This window comes from Parasedimentitalea marina, from assembly GCF_004006175.1.
In the GTDB taxonomy this organism is placed as follows: Bacteria; Pseudomonadota; Alphaproteobacteria; order Rhodobacterales; family Rhodobacteraceae; genus Parasedimentitalea; species Parasedimentitalea marina.
In genome coordinates this window covers 1,137,017-1,163,106 of the sequence record NZ_CP033219.1, presented here as the reverse complement: position 1 = coordinate 1,163,106, position 26,090 = coordinate 1,137,017, and the positions used below count along the sequence as shown (strand labels likewise).

Sequence of the window (26,090 nt, the reverse complement as noted above, 5' to 3'; positions counted from 1 at the left end):
AGATGTCGGGTCCAATCCTCAGATTTAGCCCACTCCCTTTGCGCATTTGCGCACAGTCGCCGTTTCCGCATGCTAATTGTGCAACACCGCAGCACACCTATCTATGCAACGTCACATGAAAAACAGCCCGGAGGAGTCCCTATGTCGCTTAGACCCGTTTTAGAAACCCGCACCGCAGTCCCGACAATGGAGGGCGCTGGCGTTAAACTGCACCGCGCCTTTGGCTTTCAGGATCCCAGTGAGCTGGATCCGTTCCTTTTGTTCGACGATTTCCGCAATGAAAGCCCTGAGGATTTTCAAAAAGGATTCCCCTGGCATCCCCATCGCGGCATCGAGACCATCACCTATGTGCTGTCTGGCACCGTCGATCATACGGATTCACTGGGCAACAGCGGTACGCTGGGCGCAGGTGATGTGCAGTGGATGACGGCTGGTTCCGGGATCATGCATCAGGAAATGCCCAATGGGAACGCGTCAGGCCAAATGCACGGATTTCAGCTGTGGGGCAATCTTCCCGCAGCCCAAAAGATGACAGCACCGCGGTATCAGGACATTGGCAACACCGAAATTCCCGAGGTGGTGGATGATGATGGCACGCGGGTCAAAGTCATAGTTGGCGATTTCTGGGGCAAACGTGGTCCGGTGGACGGCATTGCAGCCGACCCTCAGTATCTGGATGTCTTTGTTCCAGCCGGGGTAAAGAAGACCTTCAAGATCGACACCTACCGCCGCGCCTTTGCCTATGTGTTTGATGGCCAAGGCGCGTTTAGTGATGCCTCTGTTCCGCAGGGTGTGCTGTTGGAAAAAGAGGTAGCCGGAGAAGAGTTGCACATTCGGGACATGTCCGGCGACCGGACATTGGTGCGGTTTGGCAGCGGCGATGAGATCACTGTCATGGCAGGACCAAAGGGGGTCCGTTTCCTGCTCGTATCCGGTGCCCCCATAGACGAACCAGTCGCCTGGCACGGTCCCATTGTGATGAACACCAAGGCGGAACTGCAGCGAGCCTTTGCCGAACTGCGCAACGGTAGCTTTATCCGTCCGGCGCATTAGATATGACGCCACAGGTCAGATTTAAGGGTCTGACCTGTGGAAATGACCTGTTCGCAAAAAGTTCCAAGTCTATGGACTTAACCTAACATGAAGCTGGAAATGCGCCCCTCAACCTGTCATTGTAGTGGCAGAGAGAATTGCTCTCCTTTGATTTGCACACCACGTCCTTACGACCCATATTCTTTAGTTAACCACGTTTTGGGATTTCCCTGGAATGAAATTGCAGCACGCCATTAAGCACCCGCTGGACAGCGCGATGATAGAACGCCTTCATCTTCGCAGCGAGAATTCTGCTGTGCTCAAGATCATTCGCGGGCTCATTCATTCCAGTGACGCAGTCAGCCGGACCTTTTTTGGTCATCCCTTTCTGGCCCTGCGGGAGAGTGAGGCCTTTCTTCATCAGCTCTATGGCCTGAAGGGCGCTGAACTGGTTGCGGCGTTGATGGAGCACGAAGGCGGCACAACGATCACGCCACATGGGTTGCAGCACATCCCGGACGACGGGCCGGTCGTCATTGCCGCCACTCACCCGACTGGCATGTTTGATTTTGCGGCCCATGCGGCCGCCGTGCTGAAAAAGCGACCCGACATGAAAGTGGTCGCCAACCAGGAGGCGGAGAAATTTATAGGCGCTGATATCATGGTTTCGGTCACCATTGATAAACACAACAGGGCGGTGTCCGGTGGCAAAACACACCACGCAATGCTGAACCACGTAAAAAGCGGCGGCGCATTGTTGATCTTCGGTTCAGGCCGGGTTCCCGATGTCAGACAGGGCCGCCTGTTCGAGCCGGCCTGGCGACGCGGTGCAACTCAGATTTCAAAAGCCTGCCAGGCGCCGATTGTTGCTGCTGCACTGGATGCCCGCAATTCAAGCGCCTATTACCGCACCCGCGCCTTTGCCCGCTTTGTCAGCGGTGGCAACGACCATTTTGGCGCCATGATAGCCTCGCTGCGCTATTCCGCAGAACTGCTCGAGAAACTTGGTGGCCAATATGACGTGCTCTATGCGCCAGTGCTGCCGCCGGGGACAGATCCCGCCACGCTGAAACATACCGCCGAGGGCCTGGTACCGGGACTGTATCAAACTTAGGCTGGCCCGCCTGCCCTCAATGCCCGTTGCCGGACCAGCAATACACAACCTCGTCGCCAGTATCGCGCCCCTGAAACCCTGCTCGTTGCAGCAGTCGCGCCGAGGCCGTATTGCCCTGCATGACGCCTCCGCACAGGGTTACATCCGTCCCACGATACAGGTCTTGCAGCCCGGCAATCAGCCCGGTCGCCAACCCCTGCCCCCAGATCCGCTGCGCCAATAGATATCCAAGATGGCGCTCTGTGCTGTCTGGGTCAGCATGGGACAGAATCACCAAACCAACCCCCGCTCCGGTTTCTTCGAACAGAGCCAGGACTTCGGCCTGCGATGACAGGGCGGTCAGAAATGCCCGCTGATCGGGCTCGGTCAAAAGCCCCTGGAAACCATGCGGCAGGAACTCCACGACCTCGGGCTTAAACAGTGTTGCAAGATCATCCGGCGATAGCTGGCGCCAATCACCGCCCTGCAGGCGCCCTGCGGTCAGCCCGGCAAGGGTCACGTCACCATGGCCCGACGCACCATCTCCCAGTACGAGGTTTCAACCTGATCCAGCGACAATCGGCCACCGGCCCGATACCAAGTATTAACGCCATTCAGCATCGCAATAACAGCCAGTGTCGCGATCTTGGTGTCGGGCACAGCAAACACGCCTTCACAAACGCCCTGTTTCAGAACCGTCTCAAGCGTGTTTTCATATTCGCGGCGCAGCGATTCGATCACCGTGAAATTTTCGGCAGAGAGGTTGCGCAGCTCCATATAGGCAATGAAAACCGCATCGGGGTTCTCAAAGTTAAAGCGGATGTGAAACCGGGTAAACGCCTCAAGCTGCGACAGAGCATCATCTGCAACAGGTTGATCCCGCCAGCTGGTCAGCAGCTCGGTCATATGATCTTCCATCAGCCGAAACAGCAGGCTCTGCTTGTCTGGCGTGTAATTGTACAACGCCCCCGCCTGCACCCCAACCGCGCGCGCAATTTGGCGCATCGAGACAGCGGCAAATCCGTGTTGAGCGAACAATTGCAGTGCTGCATCCTGGATGCGTGGACCGGTGATGCCGGAATGAGATCCCTGTGTGCGAGCCATAGGGTCAGGCTATCTGAACAGGCATTCAGAAAAAACCCCTGCTTGCGATTTTTCCAACAAACAGGCATCACAGAGGCGGAACTGAAACGGGCAAAGGACCCTGCGATGACCCGCTCACTTGCCATGACAATCTGCGCCTGCCTTGTCACGCTGGCGGCCACCGGCTGCACCAGGGTGCCCGAGCTGGAGGATCAGCTGACCGCAGATCTCAGATCCGCTGACTATCCGGAGCTGGTGCCGCTGGACCAGGCCGCCGCCCCCTTACCCCTGCCCGCCACACAAAGCGCCGAGCTGGAACAGCAGCTTTTAGCCCGCAGCGCCCGTTTGCAAAACCGTGCAAGAGCTTTGCGCTCCGTTTCGAACTGACCGGGGCCAAAACAATTGGCAAACTCAACACGCGGGGTATGGCCGGACCTGCCTCCCTTTGAAACTGTGGCAACCACCATGCGCCACGTGGACTTTTAGCACCATTCTGCCCCCCAAGTTTGGTGCACTGCGAGCCACAGAGGGAATTTTCGAGCCCTTGCAGGGCGGCTAAGTCCCAAACCACAGCAGGCCGCGCAGCTTCATGCTCAGTGCCTATCGGATTTGGTTTGCTGTCTCTCGTTTTTAAATGAACAGAAGTCAAAAAGCCTCCCTGAAACTGCGTTGCAACCCAACAGGCAAAGAATATTGCACCAGAAATAAGTCAGGTGACGGATCGTCAAATTTGCACCGTAAGATGAAGCGAGCGGCATAGCTCTTTTGCCTGCTTGGTGACCCCCACAGCGACATCACAGCCTTAAGAAGGAACAAATGATCCTCAACGGAGATCTCCCGCCCGTCGTCAGGCATCAATGATGCCGTCCTCCCGTTGGGCGTGGCGCCGCGCAGCGGCGCCACGCCCAAAACCTGTCTGCTGTATCGGCTTTGCCGATAGGGCGGAGAGGTGCGGGAGACCTCCGTTGCTGGTAATTACGCACTGAACAGAAAGCATCCATTTCCCCGACTAACCTCTCTCCCCGTTGCGCCCTTGGGCAGAGCCGGCTAAGGCGAGGGTCAAACAGAAAACAAGGGATCACCAGCTATGACAAAGCCGCTTCGTCTTGGGATTGCAGGTTTGGGCACCGTCGGAATTGGCGTGGTGAAAATCATCCGCCGCCAGGCCGCTTTGCTGGAAGCACGCACCGGCCGTCCCGTGGTGATTTCCGCCGTTTCAGCGCGCGATGCCAGCAAGGACCGTGGTATCTCGTTAAGCCGCTACGCCTGGGAGAGCGACCCGGTGGCACTGGCTCTGCGCGACGATGTCGACGTCTTTGTCGAATTGATGGGTGGCCACGAAGGTCCGGCCAAGGCGGCAACCGAAGCGGCCCTGGCTGCAGGTAAGGACGTGGTCACCGCCAACAAGGCTCTGCTGGCTATCCACGGACAGGCGCTGGCCGAACAGGCTGAAGCAAATGGCCAGGTCATCCGCTTTGAAGCCGCCGTCGCCGGTGGCATTCCGGTGATCAAATCGCTGACTGAAGGTTTAGCCGGCAACGAGATCACCCGCATCATGGGAGTGATGAACGGCACCTGCAATTACATCCTGACCCAGATGCAGGCCACTGGGCAGGGCTATAACGCCCTGTTCGAGGAATGCGGCAAGCTGGGTTATCTGGAAGCCGATCCAAATCTGGATGTGGGTGGCATCGATGCAGGCCACAAACTGGCGCTGCTGGCCTCGATTGCCTTTGGCACCAAACCCTCGTTTGACGATATTCAGCTGGAGGGCATCCAGCGGATCACCCTGGAAGACATCACTCAGGCTGCCGACATGGGATTTCGCATCAAACTGCTGGGCGTAGCACAGCGTTCAGCTAGAGGGTTGGAGCAGCGCATGTCACCCTGTCTGGTTCCGGCCAGCTCTCCTTTGGGCCAGCTGGAAGGCGGCACCAATATGGTGGTGATCGAGGGAGATGCGGTCGAACAAGTCGTGCTGCGCGGCCCCGGTGCAGGCGAAGGCCCCACTGCCAGCGCGGTTCTGGGCGATATCTGCGATCTGGCGCGTGGCTTGCGAATTGCCACTTTTGGTCAACCCGCTGCCAGCCTGCAGGACGTCCCCGCAGCACAAACCGGCCTGCCCGCCCCCTATTACCTGCGCATGGCGCTGCAAGACAAACCTGGCGCGCTGGCCAAAGTCGCCGCCGCCCTGGGCGATGCGGGCGTATCAATTGACCGGATGCGGCAGTACAGTCACTCCGAGCCGACTGCACCTGTGCTGATTGTCACCCATAAATGTACCCGCGCCACCCTGGACATTGCCTTGCAGGCCCTGGAAGCCAGCGATGTGGTCGACGATGCGCCGGTTGCCCTGCGCATTGAAGAGCTTTGATCACCTCTATAGAGTGGCAAAATTGAAAATCACCCTCAGTGGCTGCGCAGGCTGCCACTGTGACCGCTAACACCCCTTGCCCGCCCTGCCCCGCACGGGGTATGCGACGGATAACCCGCTATGTTTGACACAGGATATTTAGCATGACCTCATCCCCCTCTGACGCTGCTTATAATGACCGTATGTTGTCGCTTGGCCTTGCCCGCGTTGCGGAACAGGCGGCACTGGCCTCGGCGTCGCTGGTTGGACGCGGCGACGAGAAAGCCGCCGATCAGGCCGCAGTCAACGCCATGCGCGAACAGCTGAACCTGCTGGATATCGCCGGTGTTGTCGTCATCGGAGAAGGCGAGCGCGACGAAGCGCCTATGCTGTTCATCGGCGAAGAAGTCGGCACTGGCAATGGCCCAGGCGTTGATATTGCGCTGGATCCGCTGGAAGGCACCACGCTGACCGCTAAGGATATGCCCAACGCTCTAACCGTGATTGCCATGGGCCCGCGCGGATCGATGCTGCATGCTCCGGACGTCTATATGGAGAAACTGGCCGTGGGCCCCGGGCTGCCGAAAAATGTTGTAACCCTAGATATGAGCCCTGCCGAGCGGGTGACTGCGCTGGCCAAGGCCAAGGGCTGTGCCCCCACCGACATCACGGTCTGCATTCTGGAACGCCCCCGTCACGAGGCGATGATTGCTGAGGTGCGGGAAACTGGCGCAGCGATCCGCCTGATCACCGACGGAGATGTCGCCGGCGTGATGCATTGCGCCGAAAGCGAAATCACCGGCATCGACATGTATATGGGCGACGGTGGCGCGCCAGAAGGTGTATTGGCTGCTGCAGCGTTGAAATGTATGGGCGGACAAATCTATGGCCGCCTGTTGTTTCGCAACGATGACGAACGCGGTCGCGCTGCCAAGGCAGGTATCACGGATCTGAACCGGATCTACACTGGCGAAGATATGGTCACCAGCGATGTGATCTTTGCCGCCACTGGCGTGACCGGTGGCACCCTGCTGCCCGCGATTAAGCGCGAGCCCGGCTGGGTTGAGACCACCACGCTGCTGATGCGCTCAAAATCACGTTCGGTGCGCCGGATGTCCTATCGCACCCCAGTCTGATCATACAGGGTCTGATCCTTCGCAAGACCCTGTGTCTTGCTGCCAATGTCGGATGCCTCCGGCGGGAGTATTTTTGAAAAAGTGAAAGGCCGGACCTGTGCAGGGTTCGGCCTTTTGGCATACTGAAGTAAGGATAGTGCTGTGGGATTTCTGAATGTTGAGCAATCGCTGACCGGACGCTGCTGGCAGGGACCGGGTGTGGATATCATGCGCGCGGCGGAAGCAATGGCGCAGCAAAGCGAGATCCCGGCACCGGTCTGTCAGGTTCTGGCGCGGCGCGGCGTTCCAAGCCACGAGGCGGCAGGGTTTCTGACTCCGCAGTTAAAGGATCTGCTGCCCGACCCGCGCCGCATGAAAGACATGGAAGTGGCGGCGCAGCGTTTCTTGCTGGCGGTGCAGCGCCGCGAGCGGATTGCGGTCTTTGCCGATTATGACGTTGATGGTGGTGGCTCGGCGGCCCTGTTGCTGGTCTGGTTGCGCCAAATGGGACTGGGGGCGACGCTCTATGTGCCGGACCGCATTGACGAAGGATACGGCCCCAATGACGATGCCATGGCCGCCCTGGCGCGCGATCACGATCTGATTATCTGTGTCGATTGCGGCACCCTGAGCCATGGGCCGATTGCAGCCGCCAAGGGCGCCGATGTGCTGGTGGTGGACCATCACCTGGGCGGTGAAACCCTGCCCGATTGCGTGGCGGTGGTGAACCCGAACCGGCAGGACGAGGATGGCGAGCTGGGCTATTTCTGCGCCGCCGGTGTTGTCTTCTTGATGCTGGTCGAGGCCCGCCGTCAACTGCGCGAGGCAGGCCATGGCACTGGTCCTGACCTGATGGCACTGCTGGATCTGGTGGCACTGGCCACGGTCGCAGATGTCGCCCCGCTGATTGGCGCCAACCGTGCGCTGGTCCGGCAAGGATTAAAGGTGATGGCCGCCCGCCAACGCCCTGGTCTGGTGGCGCTGGCGGATGTCTCGCGAATGGATTCGGCGCCCTCGACCTATAGTCTGGGGTTCATGCTGGGCCCCCGCGTCAACGCAGGCGGTCGCATCGGCAAAGCCGATTTGGGCGCGCGGTTGCTGGCGACCGATGATCCGCATGAGGCCTCATCAATTGCGGAGCGGTTAGACCAGTTGAACACCGAGCGTCGCGACATTGAAAATGCAGTGCGCGCGGCGGCCATGGAACAGGCCGAGAGCCGTGGTTTTGACGCGCCACTGGTCTGGGCCGCCGGTGAGGGCTGGCACCCGGGTGTGGTGGGCATTGTTGCCTCGCGCCTGAAAGAGGCCGCCGGACGACCTGCGGTGGTGATCGGGCTGGACGGCGATGAGGGCAAGGGCTCGGGGCGGTCGGTCAGCGGTATCGATCTGGGCGCGGCTATCCAACGGCTGGCCAGCGACGGCTTGCTGATCAAGGGCGGCGGTCACAAGATGGCGGCGGGGCTGAGTGTAAAGCGGGACCAGCTGGAGGCAGCCATGGCCCGGCTGACCGAGCTGCTGGAAAAACAGGGCGCTGGCGATCTGGGGCCTGCGGACCTGAAACTGGACGGTCTGCTGATGCCAGGGGCCGCGACGGTGGATATGATCGAGCAGATTGAGCAGGCCGGACCCTATGGCGCCGGCGCCCCTGCCCCGCGCTATGCCTTTCCTGATCTGCAGATCCGGTTTGCCAAACGGATTGGCGAGACGCATCTGAAACTGTCGCTCAGCGATGGCATCGGCGGCGGCATTGACGCGATCTGTTTTGGGGCCTTTGACACGCCAATGGGTCAAAAATTACTGGATCACGGCGGTGCGCGTTTCCATTTTGCCGGGCGACTGGAGATCAACACTTGGGGCGGCCGGCAAAGCGCCCAATTGCGTCTGGAAGATGCTGCACCGGCCTAAGAAAAACTACGCAGCCCGGCTGCCTAAAAAAAACACCTCGCAGCGCATTTTTTCTCTTGCGATGTGCGGCGGGAATTACTAATACCCGCTGACACCAAGTGGCCCGTTCGTCTATCGGTTAGGACGCCAGGTTTTCAACCTGGAAAGACGAGTTCGATTCTCGTACGGGCTGCCATGGTGTGACACCCCCCAAAGCCAGACCACAGCATTGACCGGATTTGCGGTGCTTTCTGCCATCGGTAATATGCATCGTGTTGCCCCAGCGTGCCGGGAGAGTTCCATCTCTCTTGCCCTGAGAGATCCCCTGTCGGTCCTCTATAAAACCTGCGGGCAAAATGTTTTTCACTTTCCCCAAATAGCCTCTTGCGTCCCGGATGCGGGTTATCTAAATACCGGCTCAAGCACTAAGTGGCCCGTTCGTCTATCGGTTAGGACGCCAGGTTTTCAACCTGGAAAGACGAGTTCGATTCTCGTACGGGCTGCCACTTCCCCTGCATAATCATACACCATTTGTCTGGGACACATGTCTTAATCTGGCTGAGTGCTGGATCCGATTTGTGGCCAAATCCCCTTGTTCGACGCCCCCTGTTCGAAAATTCGTCCATTAGAGGGACTGCGCAAGGAGGTCACCATGATTCCCAATTGGCCCACCTAAAAGTCTACCAACATCGTGGATTGGTTAGGGAAAAATCACTTATCTCGATCAATGTAGACAGATTTTCTGCAACCGGTTTGGTAAATCCCTCTTCTGAGGGAGCGGGTTAGGCCATTATCTACAGCCAACGGCGTCTTTTCAGTGTGTTGTGGGTGGCGACGTCTCGATTGCCGTATCGCCATTCCCACGGCTGCCACTCGCGTCCCCTTCCAAAGCCCCCGCATCCGAACCGTTTTTGATCCCGTTGCTCTGGTCAACGCTATCCATTTGCGGTTCGTAAAAGAAATGGCAGGCGCGTCCGGCGCGTTTGGCTGCATAAAGCGCCACGTCAGCCTCGTTCAGCAATTGCGCGGCATCCTTTTGGCCAACCGATGATGACAGAACGGTGCCGATACTGGCCGAAATCCGGCACAGCTGATCGGCAAATGGAATCGGTTCTTCCAGTTTACGAATCAACCGTTTGGCAATTTCTTCCAATTTGCTGCGTTCAATCAGACCATCGATGATCAGCACAAATTCATCGCCGCCAACCCGGGCCACCGTATCGGTAGAGCGGGTGCAATCAACCATGATACTTGCCACTTTTTGCAGGACAGTATCCCCGGCTGCATGACCCATCGTGTCATTGACCGCCTTAAAGAAATCCAGATCCACTTGCATCACCGAGAAGCTGCGCCCCGCACTGATCAAGCGCTCCAGAATGTGATCCATCGCCCGGCGGTTTTTGAGACCGGTCAACGTGTCCGTATAGGCCTGTTCTTCGGCCGCAATCTTGGCCCCTTGCAGACGCAGGTTCAATTGTCGTGATGCCTCCATCGCAGCCGATTTGGCCTCGACCAGATACAGCATCTCAATGGTGAGATCCGTGGCAGAAAAATCAGCGCTGGTCAGGTCATAGTCGCGCACAGCATCCAGAACCGAGATGCCAAAGGACAGATTGACAAATGCGCCCATTTCCCCCGGCAACGGAGTAAGAACACCCTTTAGTCCGGTTTGAGGTTCATCCTGAAACTGCATGTGCAATTTTATGCCTGAGGTCCGCAACAGGTCGTCCATGTCATGAATGTGACGCGGTCGGCGCAGATTGAACACCTCAAGAAATGGACGTCCTGTCCAGTCCTGATCGGCGCGCAATTTCTGCAGTGTTGGCCCAACGCGCACAATGCGACCTTTGGAGTCCAACAAGACATGCATAGGTGCAATCTGGGCGGCGATATCAGCCAGTTGACTCAGGCTCATCATATCAATTTTGCCCCCAGGTCAAAGGTTCGCCCTTCAGCAAATTCGGTCTCAACCAGGGTTACAGAAATCACCTCTGTTCCTTCCTCGGTTCCCGAATGTTCAAGAATGACCAAATCGCCGTAATCATCAGCCATGGCGCGTAGCACCCCCATCATGACACTGGCATATCCCGGCAGGCCGCTTTGACAAAGCAGTTTGAACCGGCCAGGTGCCGTTTCAATCAACTCCAGCCCCGGCAAATGCAAGTCTGCCACCGCCAATCGGGCCCGGTCCGGCAGATCATCCAGAGAATGCAGGAATTCCACATAGTTCACTCCACCAAAACGGAGCAACCGGCGCAGGGCCTCGACCTGCGGGTTGGCGACCAGAAATGTCCCCATGTCCTCCAGCATTTCGGGCAAAGGGCGCTCTAGCACCCGCTCCATAGCGGTCAACAGACTTTGGGATTGTTCAGCAGTATAGATCAACATTGCCTCGAAATCGGAAAACCCGAGATCGGCCGACTCGGTGACATCGCGCCAACGCGATTCACCATAAGTACTGCAGACAAAGGCCTGAATTGCCCGATTAATCAGCCCATGCATAAGAAGGCCCCTCGCTATAAAGTGCGTAACACATGACGTGTGAACCTTAAGAAAGGCCCAACATATAAAATGCAGATTGTTTATTTACGCCCGAATATTGGTGACTTTTATGGCAAAGGCATGATCTCAACGCCGCCAACATGCAACGTTCTGTATGAACTCAGCCCAACCGTAAAGTCACCGTTAAGAATAGATCCGAAGGCAGCCTTCGTCAAATGATCACCGTTCAACACGGTGGTCGGACCCATCCGCGTACCCTTTTGGCTGTCCATGACCAGGTGATGCGTCGTTGCGGTTCGGTTCCGTCGCGGCGAGGCGTAGATCAACAGCCCCTGGCGCGCCTCTGTCGGGTCGAACTGATCAAGAATCAAAATACATCCGGTTCGGTCCTCAGACTGGCTTATCTGGCATCCCTTTAACCAGGGTGTCAAATCGCTCATCGTCAATCCCTCAAGGTCCTCAACAGTCAGCATCTGCCCGACCGGGCGCACCTGCGTCTGGTCCACAATCTGTGCCATCACCGCCTCTGGATCGTCTTGTTGCAGATCTCGCGCAAACACCCAACGATTGTCCGTTGCCCGCAGCTTCACCAAACGTTCGATCAGATCCAGGGATTGCCCCTTTGGGCTGTTCTCAAGGGCCACGATTGCGGCCTGTCCAGCCTGGCCCCACTCGTGCTGCATATCCCATAGCGGCAGTTCCTCCAGCGCCAGGCGACCATCCAAGTAACGCGACAACTGACTGTTGGCAGAAATCCGGTCGACGTTCAGCACAGGGCTTAGCAAAGCCATCGAAATTGCGATCATTCCCATGGCCAGTGCGACATTGCTCCGGCGAATGTAGGCCGCCCACAGGGTCCCCCGCAGAACCGCCAGCGCATAGAGCATCCCGTAGGCCACCAAGACACCGCCGACACAGGCGGCCAACACCCGGTCCGGTGTCCAGCCATAGTCGGAAACCCGCAACCAGATCGACCAGGCGGCCAACCCGGTCACCAGCGGCAGCAGCAGCACCATCAACCGTGTCGCCTGCGTGATCGTAAAGCTTTTGCGCATCCTCGCGTCGTCACGTTCCAGCACTACTGCCACCAGCGTAATCATCACCATGGCCACACTCATCAGCGTTGCCGCGGCTGAGAAATCACCAAAGACCTGCGATATCCCGCGCATTGGAATGGCGGTCAGGAAAATGGCCACGACCACAACCACCGGCACCACAAGCAGCCGCAGCAAGCGCAACAGCAGGAATGGCGAGACACTTGTCCTCAGCTCATAGATCACCGCCATAGCCAGCCCCAGCACGCCACCTGTGAGGGCAGAGACCAGCCACTCGATGTCCATGACCCGGTCCAGGATATCGATATCAACCAGTGTCAGCAGCGTGTCAGACAGGAACATCAGCAGCCAGAACAGGCCGACAAACACCCAGGCCAGAAGGTATCGGATGGTCAGCGCCCAGGCCGTCTCAAACAGGGCGGCATAGTCCCGCCAGCTTTGACGATCCTGCAAAGAGACACTCAGGAAAGGGGTCGATATCACCAGCAGCAGCATGCTGACACTCACCAGAATGGGGTGTTCCAGCACATCTAGCGCCACGTCATAGCGCCGCCCCGCCAATGAAACCAACCCGGCAAAGGGCAGCGCGAGTAGCAACGCACCGGGCAAGGCACGGCGTGCTTGCACAGGCCCGACAAGTGCCAGTGCGAGGGTGGCGTAGCTTCCACAAAAGCTGAGCAACGCCAAATACAAGCTTGGTGGCAGATCGGGATTGTCCCAGTTTTCAGCCAGTTGCCACAAGACCAGTCCTGCCCCGGCCCCAAGACAAGCCAACAGCATGCGGCGTTGGCTGATTTGCAGGGCGGTATTGGACGGCATAGGCGGCTCCCGGTGGCTAATCTTTCAACTGCAACCTATTGCCAGGAAGGTTGCAGTTGCAATGCCACGTATCGCACCCGCCAAGGCGCACCCCAACAGATCTCCTGTTAAAAATCGGTTGGCGCGCCGCCTTCTTCTTTGCGACGGGCAACAAACTCCTGCAATGCGCCCCGGGTTGCATCATCCATCGGCGGTTCTTCGAAGTTTGCGGTGATCTCCTTGAACAATTTATGTGCCCGCTGCGCAGTCCACTCGCCGCCGCCAACTTCCCAGGCCTCGTAGTTGCGCCAGTCGCTGAGGAAGGGCTGGTAAAACGCATCACTGTATCGGTCTTGGGTGTGCTGAGTGCCAAAGAAGTGGCCATCATTGCCAACCTCTTTGATTGTATCCAGGGCCAGCTCATTCTCGCCAAAGGCAAAGGTCGCGGGCTGCATATAACGCTGGATCTGCTGCAACACTTCGCAGTCCATGATGAACTTCTCTGGGCTGGCGATCAGCCCGCCTTCCAGCCAACCCGCCGCGTGATAAACCATATGAGTGCCGGACTGAACTGCGGCCCAAAGCGAGTTTGAGGTCTCCCACATGGCCTGTCCATCCGGCACATTGGCCGTGCACACGCCGCTGGAGCGCATTGGCAGGCCGTAGAACCGCGCCATCTGCCCGGTCATCTGGGTCGAGCGCATGTATTCCGGAGTGCCAAAAGCAGGCGCGCCGGATTTCATGTCCACATTGGATGTAAACGTCCCGATCGCACAGGCCGACCCCGGGGCGACATATTGGAACAATGCAATAGCGCAAAGCGATTCCGCAATCGACTGGGCCACCGCCCCCGCCATCGTCACCGGCGCCATCGCACCCGCCAGGGTAAAGGGCGAGACCACCACAGCCTGACCGCGCCGCACCATGCGCAGGCAGCCGTCGATCATCGGATAGTCATGCTTCAGCGGCGAGGTCGAGTTGATGTTGGTGTACATATGAGGCTTGGACTGGAACTCTTCTTCCGACAGCCCGCCAGCGATTTTGACCATTTCCATCACGTCTTCGACCCGCTCAGCACCCAATGAGTAGGCGTGCATCACCTTATCCGTGATTGTCAGCTTGTCGTACAGCACGTCCAGGTGGCGTACCGAGGCATGGATATCCACCGGCTCTACCGGGTAACCTCCGGCAAAGTGAATGCAGTTGAAATACTGGGTCAGCTTCAACAAATCCTGACACTGCGCCCGGGTCCCCGAAACCTTTTTGCCCAGCTCCAGATCCCAGTAGTTCGGCGGCGATGAGACATTGCCGAACAAGATGTGATTGCCACCCACTGGCAGCGCGCGATCCGGGTTGCGCGGGGTCAGGTTAAAGGTGCTGGGCGCCTTGCCGATCATTTCCATGACAAAAGCGCGATCCATACGGACCAGATCACCGTCGACCCTGCAGCCCGCCTGCTTAAAGATCGCCAGTGCCTCGGGGTTCAAAAACACCACGCCGATCTCTTCGAGGATATGCATGGCTGCATTGTGGATCGCCTGAACGCCTTCGGGCGGCAGCGGCTCGGTTGGGCGATCAACATTGACCGGAATCTGCCAGGGCATCTGCTCGATGGCGGCCTCGCCCCGTCGGGCTACTGCCGCTGCCCGTCCACCGCCGCGCCGCTTGCGTCTTGCGCTCTCAGCCATCATTGCCTCCTGAAATATCTGCTGCTGGTCTCAGCAGGCCCAATTCCCAGGATTATCGCCGCTTCAATCACGACATTTTCTGTCGTTTTCTTCACTCAATGGGGCGTAGAGGGCACTTTCTGTACAGATGTGCCCAGACACGCTGTACAGATGTGCCCAGTTTGCGCTTTTTCAGGTGTCGAGCCAGGCCGGGATGTGACCAATATCCGGCAGAACAACATCCGCCAGCGGGGCCAAATCATCCCGTTTTGCCAGTCCGGTCAGCACGCCAATCCGGCGCATGCCGGCCGCATTGCCCGCTTCCAGGTCATGGCGGCTGTCGCCCACCATTGCGGTACGGGCCGGATCAATGCCGACGGCCTTGCAAAACGCCAGCAGTGGATCCGGATCCGGCTTGGCGCCATGGCCGCTGTCATAGCCTGCGACAAAGGCAAAACGATCCAGCACGCCTGCGCGTTCCAACTGACTGCGGGCCGAAAATTCGGCGTCGTTGGTCATCACCCCCAACACTTTGCCGCGCGCCAACAGATCGTCAAGGAACGCCCCCAGTGGCACCGCCTCGGCCAGGTTGGCACCAGCCGCACTCACCGACAGATGCTGTTCAATCGCGGCCTGATCCAAGTGATCGATAAGCGGGGCAACGGCTGCGGCGATTTCCGCATTGGCACAGGCAATCGCGATGCTGTCAGGATGAAAGGACGTGGTCTCCAGATCGTAACCCAACACCTTGGCCAGCGCCTGTGCGACATCATCTTGTCCCTGCGCCAGCTCACGGATCAGGGTCTCGGTCCAACCATTCCAGGTGGCTGAAAAATCGAACAGGGTTCCGTCTTTGTCGAACAAAAGCGCATCTACGGGCATGGGGAATCCTTATTGGTCACGGCAGTTAGGGTCCGTCTATCAGGTCCAGTTTACCTGTGCACCACCCGGCAGCGACATCCGGGCCTGCATTGGGGACTCATAGGCCAAACCCTGCGCATCACAAAAACTGATCACCCAGCTATCGTCCATCATCAAAAAGTCCAGAACCGAGCCGAGAAATTCCGGATCTGCTGCCCGCGCCCTTAGATCCGACTCGCTGGCGCCAGAAGCCCCTAGAAAGACAGGCAACAATTCCTCGTTCCCCACCAACCAAGCCAGGGCTTGCAGCGCTAAAGTTTCGGCGGAGAGAGAGGTGTTTTGCATTTAATTACACTTTTACGGGAGCGGGAAAGGGTTTGTTAACCCAAGTCATAAAGACTCTGGCTAAGTCGAATTGCAAGGGTCGAAAGGGAACCACGTGCAAGGCACTATCCTGATCATAGACGGTGTAGCCACCAACCGCATTATGCTAAAGGTGCAACTGTCGGCGGCCTATTACCGCGTGGTGCAGACGGACAGTGTTGCCAGTGCGCTTTCCGTGGCGCAACGCTGTTGCCCGGATCTGGTGTTAACGGCAATGACACTGTCCGATGGCTGTGCCATGGACGTGCGTACTGCTTTGGCCAATGATCCGACACTTGCCAACGTTCCGGTGGTTGCGATTTCAGCCCAAAACGACAATGCCAGCCGGATGGAGGCCCTGTCTGCAGGCATTTCCGACGTGTTACACCAGCCGTTGGACGATGTGATCCTGCAGGCCCGCATTCGCAGCCTGATCCGCACCCGCAACAGTCATGATGATCTGAACCTGCAGCATGAGGCTGCACAGGCTTTTGAACAGCCGCTGTCCATCGGTGAATGCCTGGCAGAAATCCGCAACTCCAAGGTTGCCCTGGTGGCACATGACTCCCCTACCGCAGCACAATGGACCGCCCGGTTACAGTCCCTGGTGCCCTATCATCTGCATCCACACCAGATTGGCGACATCCAACTGTTGATGACCGACCCGGTTCCTGATGTCATTGTGGTTGAATTGAACGAGACCGCCGTTGGCCCCGGGCTGCGCCTGTTGGCCGATCTGCGGGCCCGCGCAGCCACCCGCAACTCGGTTGTGATCGCCATCCCCAGCCCGGCTGATGCCCATGTCGCCGCCGAAGCACTGGATCGCGGTGCCCACGACGTTTTGCACTCGGGCTTTAACGTGCATGAACTGGCCCTGCGCCTGTCGACGCAACTGCAACACAAGGCCCGCGCTGACCGGTTGCGCGCCACAGTTCGCAACGGGTTGCGCGCCTCGGTCGAGGATCCGATGACCGGCCTTTACAATCGTCGCTATGCCAGACCATTCCTGGACCGCGTGGCCCGGAATGCCGTTGACTGTGATGAACATTTCGCTCTGATGCTGATCGATCTGGATCATTTCAAGCAGGTCAATGACCGCTACGGCCATCCCGCAGGCGACGCAGTACTGGTCGAAACCTCGAACCGGCTGCTGAAACAACTGCGCCCAGTTGACCTTCTCGCCCGGGTCGGAGGCGAGGAATTCATGATTGTCATGCCGGGACTTGGTGCCGCGCAGGCCAGTGAAGTCGCCGAACAGCTGTGCCGCCAGATCAACGCCACTCCGTTTCAGGTGCCGGGTATCAAAGAACCCATCCACGTCACCACCAGCATTGGCCTGGCCATCGGTGGCGGCAATCCCTGCGCGGGCCCTGTCCGCAGATCTCAACCCAGTGTGACCGACCTGATCGCCGATGCCGACCGCGCACTCTATGGTGCAAAAGACGCAGGCCGCAATCAGGTCACTCTCAGCTCGGTTGCCGCCTAGGCCGTAGCTGAACACGTCACCCGCACAGGGCGCATTCAGAGAGTACTATCGGTTTATCGGGACGGTATAGGCTCTGCAGAACACCCCCCCAACCGCGCCCGAAAATGCCATCATTTCCGCGGCGGCCTGGGCGGTTTGCTCATTCTGTCCTGCAACTTGTCCGCGTAGGCGGCCCGTTCCTCGGCACTCATGGTTTTGACCTTGTTCAACCAAGCATTTCGCACGGCTGTCTTAAAATCGAAACCGGTTGCTGCCTGTTCTTCTATAAAATGGACCAAGGCTTCCGGATCAAACGGATCAGCCCGCAGCAGGCTCAACACGGCTTCACTTTCAGCCCGTTGCCGGTCGTGAAAATTCCCATGATGCCCTCCGGCTTTTTGCCGCAGAGAGCGTCGCGTACCGTGATCCAATTCCCGAAACATCATTGCACCAAAACTCGGACCGGACCGCAAGCGCGGCTCGTCTCGAAACCGGATTGCAGCGCCAACGGCCAGGCCGGCGACGGCCAAATTCAAGGCCAGCGAGCCCGCAAGAACGATCCGCAACCACAGCTTCATCTTCGCTGGTTTTTCTATGCTCATTGCACCTCCTCACCCAGCACGGTGGCCAGGTTAAAACTCTCATAGGGCACCGAGGTGCTCTCGGTATATCCGACCAGTTGCGCAGGATCAGGCAGGAACGACGGCGGAGCCAAACCGATCCAGACCCCAACAGCACAGGCCGCAGCCAATCCACCCACCGCAGGCAGGCCACCAATTGCAACCATCAACTGCTGCCAGATCCCGGCCCGCAGTCGCGTTTTCGCCACAGGCGCTGGCGTCTGGGTCTCGGCACGCGCAATCAGCGCATCACTCATAATGGCTTTGGCCAGATGGGCCGGCAGTGGCGCGGGGGTATCCCGTGCTGCAGCAAACAGATCATCAAGCTCTTGCATTGCTTTGTCCGTATCAGCCATCACTATACCCCAACTCCTCGCGGCGCCCGGCCAGAATAGCCGCCAGCGCCCGTTTTCCCCGCGCGGTCAGACTTTCGACTGCCTCAACGCTGATATCCATAATCCCAGAAATTTCCGGGTTTGTTAATTCTTCTATGTGGCGCAGAACCACAGCCTGTCGCTGCCGTTCAGGCAATTGCATCAAGGCCACCTGCAGCGCATCCTGGCGCGCGCCATCCTGCATCTGCTCAGCGGCACTGCGGCTGGTGTCTGCCGGTTCAGGCACCGCGTCCAGGTCAACATATCCGCCACGCTGGCGTCGCTTCAGATCAATACACAGGTTCATTGCGACCCGGTATAGCCAAGTGGACAATTGTGCCTGCCCCGGCTGCCAGTTGGGCGCCATACGCCACAGGCGCATCATGGCCTCTTGGGTGACATCCTCGGCCTCGGCCCGATTTCCCAAGACGCGCATGGCCACGCCAAAACACCGCGGGCTCAGCCGCATTGTCAACTCCTGTACCGCACGCCCGTCCCCGTTGGCATAAAGCACCAACAGGGCGTCGTCGCTCAGGTTGGAATCCGGCTCGCCCATCATCAGCGGCCCCGTAACCGGGGGCCGCCGCTTGGATATATCTGAGTTATAATACACGTCAGACTAATCAGTTTTGCTCCGTTTCAGCCTCGGACTGATGCCCGGGGCGATGCTTACCCTTACCGCGCTGATGCATTTGATTGCTAGCTTCTTCGAACTCTTCCTGCGAAATGGTGCCGCTTCCGTCAGCATCAAACCGGTCAAACATTTTCCCGGAACGATGCGGCTTTGACAGCTCATCCGCGCTCAGCACACCATCGCCATTGGCGTCCCGGCGTTCCAACATTTTTTCCGCATGTGTGGCGGCCTTCTGGACACCCCGTGCCGTCAGTTCCTCAAGCGACAGTTGACCATCACCATTGGTGTCGACCTTGGCAAACCGGGCGGCTTTCATTGCGTCCATTTCTGCCTGAGTGATCTCGCCGTTACCGTCTGCGTCAAGTTCCTCGAAGGATGGGCGCATACCCTGGCCACCCGGTCCGCCCTTAGCCAGGACTGCACCTGTCGCAATAAGGCTGGCTGTACCTACGATAACCGCGATGAAAGCTGCTTTTTTCATTTCAATTTCCTTCGTTAGTGGCGACCCTGTGCCGCCGATCATGCAAGTCAAACGGCCCATCACCGGGTTTCCGTCGCCCATTCGGCAAAAAAATTGCAGAAAGTTTAAGCACGGTAAAAAACCGCCGACATCGCAACGGAACTCGCGACATTACATCGCAACACTTGCGCACCCCCTTTCGGTTGCGCCAAGAAGAGCGCAAAGATGGGTCAAACATATAGGATTTGTCATGACCGAGACTCAGACACTGCCAGCCTCAGATATCGTAAACGATCGCCCGACTTTGCCAGCCATGGTAAAAGGCTGGCGCCGCAAGTGCCCCTGCTGCGGTAAAGGTGCGGTTCTGCATTCCTATCTCAAGGTCAATGCACGCTGCGACAGTTGTGATCTGGACCTGTCACCGGCCCGCGCCGACGATGGCCCGGCCTATTTGACCATTTTGATAGTGGGGCACCTGCTGGCGCCACTGATCCATATTGTCTTTATCACCTGGCGCCCTGAACCCATGGTCTTGTTCACAATATTTACGATTGGCTGCGTCGGCCTGTCACTGTACCTTCTGCCCAGACTAAAAGGGGTTGTTATTGCCTACCAATGGGCAAAACGAATGTATGGGTTTGAACAGGACTCATAATGACCCATCACACAGCGAGGGCTTTATGACTGCAAACCAAGGTAATCCGGGCGTTGACAAGACCGCCGTGCGCAATGCCGCAACAGTGATTGTGGTGCGCGACCGGATGGGTGCTGATCCCTCTATTTTGATGGGCCAGCGCGGAGCCAAGGCCGCGTTTATGCCCAACAAGTTTGTCTTTCCCGGTGGGGCCGTCGATGCCACAGATGCGGCGGTATCGCTGTCCTCTTCGATTTCCGGCACCTGCCATACCCGGCTTGCCGATCAGGCCCCGGACGGGTTGCAAACCGCACTGACCGTCGCTGCGATTCGCGAGCTGTGGGAGGAAACGGGTTTGGTTCTCGGTGACCAAGGCAGCTGGCCAGGCCCCGTCCCCGCCGATTGGCAAGCCTTCGCCTCCGCAGGCTACCTGCCCTCTGCCAGTGGGCTGCAATATGTCTTTCGTGCCCTAACCCCACCGGGTCGGCCCCGCCGTTTTGACGCGCGTTTTTTCCTCGTTGACGCGGAAAAGATCGCCACAGACCTCGATGATTTTTCCCACGCCTCGGACGAGCTGTCTCATTTGCAATGGATCAAACTCTCCCAGGCCCGCCAGTTTGACCTGCCGTTCATAACTGAGGTGGTACTGGCCGAAGTTGCCGCCCGTGTCACGGATCTGGCGCCGCCTGCTTCGGTGCCCTATTTCCGCAATACCGACGAGGCCAGTCTGTTCCTGCGTCTCTACGGCAAAGAGATGCCAGCCGCTGGTTAAGCCAGCATCGTGACTTAAAATGCCAAGACCAGCGCCAGAATGGACAACACCAGAAGTGCCATTCCGAGCACCTCTCGCTTGGTTATTTTTTCCTTGAAGAACAGTACCGTTGCCAGAATGGACAGGATCAATTCAACCTGCCCCAGTGCCTTGACATAGGCGGCATTCTGCATCGAAAAAGCCCAGAACCAGCAGAACGAGCCGCCCATGCTGGTCAGGCCAACCCAGATCGCCATCCTGCGTGCGGCCCAGACACGGGCGATCTCGCCCTTGTCGCGCCACCCCAACCAGATCAGCATCATCAGGGTTTGCAGGCTGACAACCACCGCCAGCGTGATCGCAGCGCGAAAGGCCGGCTCCAGATCGCCCAGTTGCAACGACGCCCCCCGATAGCTGACCGCGGAAAAGGCAAACAGCACTCCGGACCCCAGCCCAAGCTGTGCTGCCCGGTTGGTCAAATGCTGCCACCAGGGCCCGCTGCTTCCCGGTGTTTTGGACAGTACCAGCACCGCGCATAGCCCCAGGGCTATTGCCACCCAGCCCCAGGTGCTGATCTGGTCGCCCAACACCAGCAAGCCCACAAGGGCGGTCTGAATGACTTCGGTTTTCTTGAACGTGATGCCAACGGCGAAGTTGCGTTGTTTGAACAGCGCCACCACGCAGATCGTTGCCAGAATCTGCGACAGCCCGCCAATGGCCGAAAACAGCCAGAACCCTGGTGTCAGCGCCGGAAGTGGCCGCCCCGAGACCCAAAGATATGCCGCCAGCCCAGTTAGAATAAACGGCGCCGAATAGGCAAAACGCGAAAACGTCGCTCCGGCTGCGGACAGGGTGACACTGGCCAGCACCTTTTGCAGCATGAACCGCACGGTCTGAAATGTAGCTGCCGCAATCGCGACTGGTATCCATAAACTCATGCGGGCGTTATGGCGACTTACTCACCCGGATGCCAGAGCGGATGCGGCACCGGATCCTTGCCGCGCAGGAAATAGCGACGAAACACCTGACCATAGCAGCTATAGGTATAGTCTCCATTGGCAGTCTTAAACTCGGACTGGCGGTCCCGGTATAGTCTTGGCAGGGCATGCCAGGGTACGCCGGGATGCATATGGTGCACCACGTGTAGATTGTTGTTGAGAAACAGAAAGGCCAGCAGACCACGGTCTTCGACCACCGCAGTGCGGGCGCATATCTGATCATGGGCCCGGTGCTCCAGAAACGTGCGGATCTTGACCAGCCCCAGCCCCAGATAGGCAGTAATCGCATAGGCCCACAATGGCATTGCCGTCAGACTGACCACCCAGAGCACCAGCGCCAGCCCCGGCAGATGCAGGATCCAGCCCCAGATCACCGCCCGGTCGCCCCGTGCGGCAGCCCGCAAGTCTCCGGCCAGAAAGCCGATTTGACCGATCAATGGCCCCAACAGGATGCGCCCCAACAGCGTGTTATTGACCCGGTAGAGCCGCCGCTTCCACACCGACATCTTCTGCCACCGCGCCGGGTCCAGAAAGTTGCTTTCCGGATCGTCGTAGGGATCGGTCAAGTTCTCATCACGGTGATGCGCCAGATGGGTGTCGCGAAACCTGTTGTATGGGATCGCCATGTTCAGCTGTGGCGCCATCAGCGCTTCATTCAGCCAGCGCAGCCGAAAGGGATGCCCATGCAGTGCCTCATGGGTCAGGGAGGAGTGGAAGGCAATCAGAATGGCGCTGACCAAGACCGTCACGGTCAGGCTGATCTCAGGCAGCAGCAACAGGGCCGCAAACCACAGCCCATAACACGCCAAAATCAGTGAAAACGTGCCCCATTCCGGGCCTTTGGGTAGGGGTTCAGACATGTCTGCGCCCCCAACGGATACGCGACCAGACCCTCTCGTACAGTAAGTACATGGTGAAGCCGATCACCGTATTGATCAGTGCGATCACACCACCCAGTGAGGCTGATCCGGTGGCCAGAAATCCGACCAGAGTCATCGCCGCCAGACCGATGATATTCCAAATGACCGCCTTAACCAGCGAGCGTGTCCGCGTTTCCATTCTACCTCCTGAGTATGTGATGTCTCAGGTGTACTGCGGCAGAGCGCTGTGCAGAATTCCGTAAATGATTAACATAACTCAACAACTGTGATATATATCAGCACATGAACACAAAAATCGACAAACGCGCCCGTGCCGAGCACTTCCGCCTCCGTTTGAACCGGGGCCTGCGGGACAGCGGTCTTAGCCAAAGCGCGCTGGCGCGACAGATCGGCGTCGACCGCTCCACCATTTCGCAGCTGCTGACCGGCGATGGTGCCCGGCTGCCCAATGCCCATGTGGTCGGGGCCTGCGCCTCGGCGCTGGGGGTTTCGGCGGATTGGTTGCTCAGCCTGTCGGATCGCCCCGAAAGCGCTGCCGAACTGCTGGCGGGGGCCTTGTCCCTGTCCAAAGCGCCCCGCGCCCTGGTGGACGAGCATATTTACAACTGGCACCGCGAGGCGGCAGGTTACAAGGTCCGGCACGTGCCCGCCACACTGCCCGACATGTTGAAAACCCGGGCTCTGCTGGAATGGGAATATACCCCGCACCTGGGAAAGACCGCCGGTCAGGCGATTGGCGCCTCCGAGGACCGATTGGCCTGGATGCGGCAATCCCAGTCGGACTATGAAATCGCTTTGCCAATTTACGAGTTGCACAGCTTTGCCCATGGCACCGGCTATTATCAGGATCTGCCGCTGGAAATCCGGCTTGAGCAGCTCAACAATTTTGAACGTCTCTGCACCCAGCTCTATCCCCGCCTGCGCATCTATCTGTTTGACGCCAAACGGCTGTATTCAGCCCCTTTGACCATCTTTGGGCCTCTGCTCTGCGTATTTTATGCGGGGTCCCACTACATGGCCTTTCGCGACAGTGACCGGGTTGAGATCTTTACCCAGCACTTTGACACCCTGATCCGCGAGGCCGATTTGACGGCCAGACAAATGCCTGGCCATCTGCGCGCGCTCAGGGCAACCATCGGCGGGTGATCCCGCACGGCGCCTGGCAAGGCGGCGTTCAGGCTCATGTCACGGCAGTGACATGAGCCACCGGTGCACTAGACCTTTGGGTCCGGGTTCTCGGTGTGACCATCCACCGCGATCACCTGACCTGACACCAGACGGGCTGCATCCGATGACAAAAACACCGCCATATTGGCGATATCACTGGCTTCAACAAACCGCCCCATCGAGGTGCCCGAGGCATAGCCGTCATAGACCTCATCCCGGGTCATCCCCTTGGCCGCTGCTTCGCGCTCCAACACGCCCTCAATGCGGGGCCCTTCGACCGCACCGGGACAGATGACATTGGCCCGGATACCATGCGGCCCCAGCTCCATTGCCAGGGTTTTGGTCAACCCGATCACCGCCCATTTCGCCGCTGAATAGGGCGCCCGGTTGGGATAGCCAAATTGACCGGCAGTGGACGAGGTCACCACAATGGAACCCGTCCCTGCCGCTTTCATCAGTGGCGCCGCATATTTCGCCGCCAGAAACGCGCCCTCAAGATTGACGCTCACGCAGGCCTGCCAATCCGCCAGGGCCACATCCTCGACTTTGGCGGTGGGCCCGGCGACACCTGCATTGGCACAGAGCACATCCAAACCACCTGCGGCCGTGATCGCTGCGAAGACCGCCTGCATATCCTCTTCGCTGGCAGCATTGGCACGGTGCGTGATCCAGTCCGAAGGCAAATCATCCAGTCCGGCCGCGTTTACATCGGTGACCCAGACTTCATATCCGGCCGCCGCAAATCCCTCGCCCATGGCGCGGCCAATTCCGGACGCACCCGCGGTGATCAGAACCCGCGCCATTACCGTGGTGCCCCGATCGCACGGCCTAAACCAGCTGGCGCGGCCAGTGCGGCATGAGCTTCGGCCAGTTTCACCAGCGCGGCCTCAACATGAGGGGCTGGTGGCGCAGAGCGCCGGGTCGCCAGATCCACATGCAACAGCATATGCTCGCCTGTAGCCAGCAACCGGTCGCCTTCAAACATCTCGTGCCACAGATGCATCTTCTTGCCCGCGCCCATGATCACCTGAGTTTTGACCTGGATGGCATGGCCCGCATGCACCTCGTCAATATGACGAATATGGGTCTCGGCGGTGAAATAGCTGCCACCCGAGGCAATATACTCGGCGTCGCAGCCGATCATGATCATCAACCGATCCGTCGCATTGGCAAAGGCATCCAAATAGCGGCTTTCGGTCATGTGGCCGTTATAATCGGTCCAGTCCAGCGGCACCGTACGGTTCAACGTCAGCACTGGCTGGGCCAAATCCACCATCTGGTCCACATGGCTCAGCAATCCGGCCTCACCTTCGCGGGCCTTGTCCTGCGCATTCTGCAACGCACCGGCCCCCCAGTCATTGGCCGACATCGCCCGCATCATGCCCACCAGATTGTCGTCGCGAATACGCTCCAGCTCGCGGATAGAATGCATCCCCGACTGCTCATCCGACTGATCGGCGATCAGGTCCACCAGTTCATCCGTGAACTCGGGCACATCCATCAGCTTGGTCCAGGGCGCCGTCAGGCAGGGGCCAAACTGCGCCATGAAATGCTTCATGCCGGCCTCGCCGCCAGCCACACGATAGGTTTCAAACAGCCCCATCTGCGCCCAGCGAATACCAAAGCCATAGCGGATTGCGTTGTCAATTTCCTCGGTCGAGGCAATGCCGTCTTTGACCAGCCACAGCGCCTCGCGCCAAACCGCCTCTAGGAACCGATCCGCGATATGGGCATCGATTTCCTTGCGAACATGCAGCGGATACATGCCAATGCCGCTGATGATCTCCTTGGCGCGCGCAATCACGTCTGCCGGGTTTGCCTCGGTGCCGACCAATTCGATCAGCGGCAGCAGGTAGACTGGGTTAAAAGGATGCGCCACCACGATCTGGCTGGCATTGCCACGACCGTCTTGCAGCTCGGATGGTTTGAACCCGCTGGTCGAGGATCCAATCACCGCATCCGCGCCGCAGTGCTGTTGCAGCTCACCATAGACTTTCTGTTTCAGGTCCAGCCGTTCGGGCACGCTTTCCTGCACCCATGCCGCGCCTTCAACGGCCTCGGCAATTGTCGCATGGAATGTCAACGCGCCCTCGGGTGGCAGCGCAACATTGCCCAACCCCGGCAGACTGCGCCGCGCATTGTCCAATACCTCGCCGATTTTGCGTTCAGCCTCAGGGTCCGGATCAAACACCCGCACGTCCCAGCCGTTCAGCAGGAACCGAGCGGCCCAGCCGCCGCCGATAACTCCGCCACCAATGATTGCTGCTGTTGTCATATTGTTTCCTATTTTCTATATGCCC

The 26,090-nt window shown here is 58.6% G+C and carries 27 protein-coding genes and 2 tRNA genes; 12 read left to right on the top strand and 17 right to left on the bottom strand.

Annotation, left to right across the window (positions count from 1 at the left end; translation table 11 throughout):
- Positions 1–141: 141 nt before the first annotated feature.
- Together EBB79_RS05655 and EBB79_RS05650 are read left to right on the top strand one after the other, a co-directional pair.
- The gene (locus EBB79_RS05655; RefSeq protein WP_127747995.1) at positions 142–1,053 is read left to right on the top strand and encodes a pirin family protein; all 912 of its coding nucleotides are present in this window, start codon (positions 142–144) and stop codon (positions 1,051–1,053) included.
- A gap of 214 nt (positions 1,054–1,267) precedes the next feature.
- The gene (locus tag EBB79_RS05650) at positions 1,268–2,146 is read left to right on the top strand and encodes a 1-acyl-sn-glycerol-3-phosphate acyltransferase (protein WP_127747994.1); all 879 of its coding nucleotides are present in this window, start codon (positions 1,268–1,270) and stop codon (positions 2,144–2,146) included.
- Between the two features lie 16 nt (positions 2,147–2,162).
- On the opposite strand, the gene EBB79_RS05645 is transcribed toward EBB79_RS05650, so the two are convergent.
- Entirely contained in the window at positions 2,163–2,645 is a 483-nt protein-coding gene (locus tag EBB79_RS05645; RefSeq protein ID WP_127747993.1) for a GNAT family N-acetyltransferase, read from the bottom strand.
- Complete coding sequence (locus EBB79_RS05640) at positions 2,642–3,229, bottom strand: TetR/AcrR family transcriptional regulator (protein WP_127747992.1); 588 nt, start codon at positions 3,227–3,229, stop codon at positions 2,642–2,644. Before EBB79_RS05640 ends, EBB79_RS05645 begins: the two co-directional genes overlap by 4 nt.
- A gap of 105 nt (positions 3,230–3,334) precedes the next feature.
- On the opposite strand from EBB79_RS05640, the gene EBB79_RS05635 reads away from it, so the two are divergent.
- From EBB79_RS05635 to EBB79_RS05610, 6 genes are all read left to right on the top strand, one after another.
- Positions 3,335–3,595, top strand: a complete 261-nt coding sequence (locus EBB79_RS05635; RefSeq protein ID WP_238705004.1) for a hypothetical protein — start codon at positions 3,335–3,337, stop codon at positions 3,593–3,595.
- 700 nt (positions 3,596–4,295) lie between these two features.
- Positions 4,296–5,582: a homoserine dehydrogenase gene (locus EBB79_RS05630; RefSeq protein WP_127747991.1), complete on the top strand. Its 1,287-nt coding sequence runs from the start codon at positions 4,296–4,298 to the stop codon at positions 5,580–5,582.
- 143 nt (positions 5,583–5,725) lie between these two features.
- Positions 5,726–6,697, top strand: coding sequence for a class II fructose-bisphosphatase (glpX, locus tag EBB79_RS05625; RefSeq protein WP_127747990.1), 972 nt, complete (start codon positions 5,726–5,728; stop codon positions 6,695–6,697).
- Between the two features lie 141 nt (positions 6,698–6,838).
- Positions 6,839–8,581 (top strand): single-stranded-DNA-specific exonuclease RecJ, encoded by a 1,743-nt coding sequence (recJ, locus tag EBB79_RS05620; protein WP_127747989.1) that lies wholly within the window; start codon positions 6,839–6,841, stop codon positions 8,579–8,581.
- Between the two features lie 100 nt (positions 8,582–8,681).
- A tRNA-Glu gene (locus tag EBB79_RS05615) sits at positions 8,682–8,756 on the top strand.
- A gap of 235 nt (positions 8,757–8,991) precedes the next feature.
- Positions 8,992–9,066 (top strand) — tRNA-Glu (locus EBB79_RS05610).
- Positions 9,067–9,374: 308 nt separating this feature from the next.
- Here EBB79_RS05610 and EBB79_RS05605 read toward each other — a convergent pair.
- The 6 genes from EBB79_RS05605 to EBB79_RS05580 form a co-directional block, all read right to left on the bottom strand.
- Positions 9,375–10,478: a GGDEF domain-containing protein gene (locus tag EBB79_RS05605; protein WP_127747988.1), complete on the bottom strand. Its 1,104-nt coding sequence runs from the start codon at positions 10,476–10,478 to the stop codon at positions 9,375–9,377.
- Positions 10,475–11,062 (bottom strand): heme NO-binding domain-containing protein, encoded by a 588-nt coding sequence (locus EBB79_RS05600; RefSeq protein WP_127747987.1) that lies wholly within the window; start codon positions 11,060–11,062, stop codon positions 10,475–10,477. Before EBB79_RS05600 ends, EBB79_RS05605 begins: the two co-directional genes overlap by 4 nt.
- 107 nt (positions 11,063–11,169) lie before the next feature.
- Positions 11,170–12,936 (bottom strand): DUF4153 domain-containing protein, encoded by a 1,767-nt coding sequence (locus tag EBB79_RS05595; protein WP_127747986.1) that lies wholly within the window; start codon positions 12,934–12,936, stop codon positions 11,170–11,172.
- 107 nt (positions 12,937–13,043) lie between these two features.
- Positions 13,044–14,603: a trimethylamine methyltransferase family protein gene (locus EBB79_RS05590; RefSeq protein ID WP_127747985.1), complete on the bottom strand. Its 1,560-nt coding sequence runs from the start codon at positions 14,601–14,603 to the stop codon at positions 13,044–13,046.
- A 171-nt stretch (positions 14,604–14,774) separates the two neighbouring features.
- The gene (locus EBB79_RS05585; RefSeq protein ID WP_127747984.1) at positions 14,775–15,464 is read right to left on the bottom strand and encodes an HAD family hydrolase; all 690 of its coding nucleotides are present in this window, start codon (positions 15,462–15,464) and stop codon (positions 14,775–14,777) included.
- A 39-nt stretch (positions 15,465–15,503) separates the two neighbouring features.
- The gene (locus EBB79_RS05580; RefSeq protein WP_127747983.1) at positions 15,504–15,788 is read right to left on the bottom strand and encodes a DUF3572 domain-containing protein; all 285 of its coding nucleotides are present in this window, start codon (positions 15,786–15,788) and stop codon (positions 15,504–15,506) included.
- A 94-nt stretch (positions 15,789–15,882) separates the two neighbouring features.
- On the opposite strand from EBB79_RS05580, the gene EBB79_RS05575 reads away from it, so the two are divergent.
- Positions 15,883–17,292, top strand: a complete 1,410-nt coding sequence (locus EBB79_RS05575) for a diguanylate cyclase (RefSeq protein ID WP_127747982.1) — start codon at positions 15,883–15,885, stop codon at positions 17,290–17,292.
- Positions 17,293–17,402: 110 nt separating this feature from the next.
- Here EBB79_RS05575 and EBB79_RS05570 read toward each other — a convergent pair whose 3' ends face one another.
- The 4 genes from EBB79_RS05570 to EBB79_RS05555 all read right to left on the bottom strand — a co-directional run bounded on the left by EBB79_RS05570 (position 17,403) and on the right by EBB79_RS05555 (position 19,380).
- On the bottom strand, positions 17,403–17,873 hold the full coding sequence (locus EBB79_RS05570) for a periplasmic heavy metal sensor (RefSeq protein WP_127747981.1): 471 nt from the start codon (positions 17,871–17,873) through the stop codon (positions 17,403–17,405).
- Positions 17,870–18,247, bottom strand: a complete 378-nt coding sequence (locus tag EBB79_RS05565; protein WP_127747980.1) for a hypothetical protein — start codon at positions 18,245–18,247, stop codon at positions 17,870–17,872. The genes EBB79_RS05570 and EBB79_RS05565 overlap by 4 nt, the downstream gene beginning before the upstream one ends.
- The gene (locus EBB79_RS05560) at positions 18,240–18,824 is read right to left on the bottom strand and encodes an RNA polymerase sigma factor (RefSeq protein WP_127747979.1); all 585 of its coding nucleotides are present in this window, start codon (positions 18,822–18,824) and stop codon (positions 18,240–18,242) included. The genes EBB79_RS05565 and EBB79_RS05560 overlap by 8 nt, the downstream gene beginning before the upstream one ends.
- Positions 18,825–18,888: 64 nt before the next feature.
- Positions 18,889–19,380 carry an EF-hand domain-containing protein gene (locus EBB79_RS05555; protein WP_127747978.1) on the bottom strand — a complete coding sequence of 164 codons (492 nt, stop codon included), beginning with the start codon at positions 19,378–19,380 and terminating at the stop codon, positions 18,889–18,891.
- Positions 19,381–19,609: 229 nt separating this feature from the next.
- On the opposite strand from EBB79_RS05555, the gene EBB79_RS05550 reads away from it, so the two are divergent.
- Positions 19,610–20,014 carry a DUF983 domain-containing protein gene (locus EBB79_RS05550; RefSeq protein ID WP_127747977.1) on the top strand — a complete coding sequence of 135 codons (405 nt, stop codon included), beginning with the start codon at positions 19,610–19,612 and terminating at the stop codon, positions 20,012–20,014.
- Positions 20,015–20,039: 25 nt separating this feature from the next.
- On the top strand, positions 20,040–20,765 hold the full coding sequence (locus EBB79_RS05545) for an NUDIX hydrolase (RefSeq protein ID WP_127747976.1): 726 nt from the start codon (positions 20,040–20,042) through the stop codon (positions 20,763–20,765).
- A 14-nt stretch (positions 20,766–20,779) separates the two neighbouring features.
- Here EBB79_RS05545 and EBB79_RS05540 read toward each other — a convergent pair whose 3' ends face one another.
- The 3 genes from EBB79_RS05540 to EBB79_RS05530 are packed head-to-tail and all read right to left on the bottom strand — an operon-like array spanning position 20,780 to position 22,801.
- A complete protein-coding gene (locus tag EBB79_RS05540) occupies positions 20,780–21,682 on the bottom strand; it encodes a DMT family transporter (protein ID WP_127747975.1) in 903 nt (300 codons plus the stop codon).
- Positions 21,683–21,699: 17 nt separating this feature from the next.
- Positions 21,700–22,602 carry a fatty acid desaturase gene (locus EBB79_RS05535; RefSeq protein WP_127747974.1) on the bottom strand — a complete coding sequence of 301 codons (903 nt, stop codon included), beginning with the start codon at positions 22,600–22,602 and terminating at the stop codon, positions 21,700–21,702.
- Positions 22,595–22,801: a DUF2061 domain-containing protein gene (locus EBB79_RS05530; RefSeq protein WP_127747973.1), complete on the bottom strand. Its 207-nt coding sequence runs from the start codon at positions 22,799–22,801 to the stop codon at positions 22,595–22,597. Before EBB79_RS05530 ends, EBB79_RS05535 begins: the two co-directional genes overlap by 8 nt.
- Before the next feature lie 104 nt (positions 22,802–22,905).
- Here EBB79_RS05530 and EBB79_RS05525 point away from each other — a divergent pair, with 104 nt between their 5' ends.
- Positions 22,906–23,769, top strand: coding sequence for a helix-turn-helix domain-containing protein (locus tag EBB79_RS05525; protein WP_127747972.1), 864 nt, complete (start codon positions 22,906–22,908; stop codon positions 23,767–23,769).
- Between the two features lie 68 nt (positions 23,770–23,837).
- Here the strand turns inward: EBB79_RS05525 and EBB79_RS05520 are convergent, their stop codons facing one another.
- Together EBB79_RS05520 and EBB79_RS05515 are read right to left on the bottom strand one after the other, a co-directional pair.
- The gene (locus tag EBB79_RS05520) at positions 23,838–24,593 is read right to left on the bottom strand and encodes an SDR family oxidoreductase (RefSeq protein ID WP_127747971.1); all 756 of its coding nucleotides are present in this window, start codon (positions 24,591–24,593) and stop codon (positions 23,838–23,840) included.
- Positions 24,593–26,065, bottom strand: a complete 1,473-nt coding sequence (locus EBB79_RS05515; protein ID WP_127747970.1) for a carnitine 3-dehydrogenase — start codon at positions 26,063–26,065, stop codon at positions 24,593–24,595. Before EBB79_RS05515 ends, EBB79_RS05520 begins: the two co-directional genes overlap by 1 nt.
- Positions 26,066–26,090 lie beyond the last annotated feature (25 nt).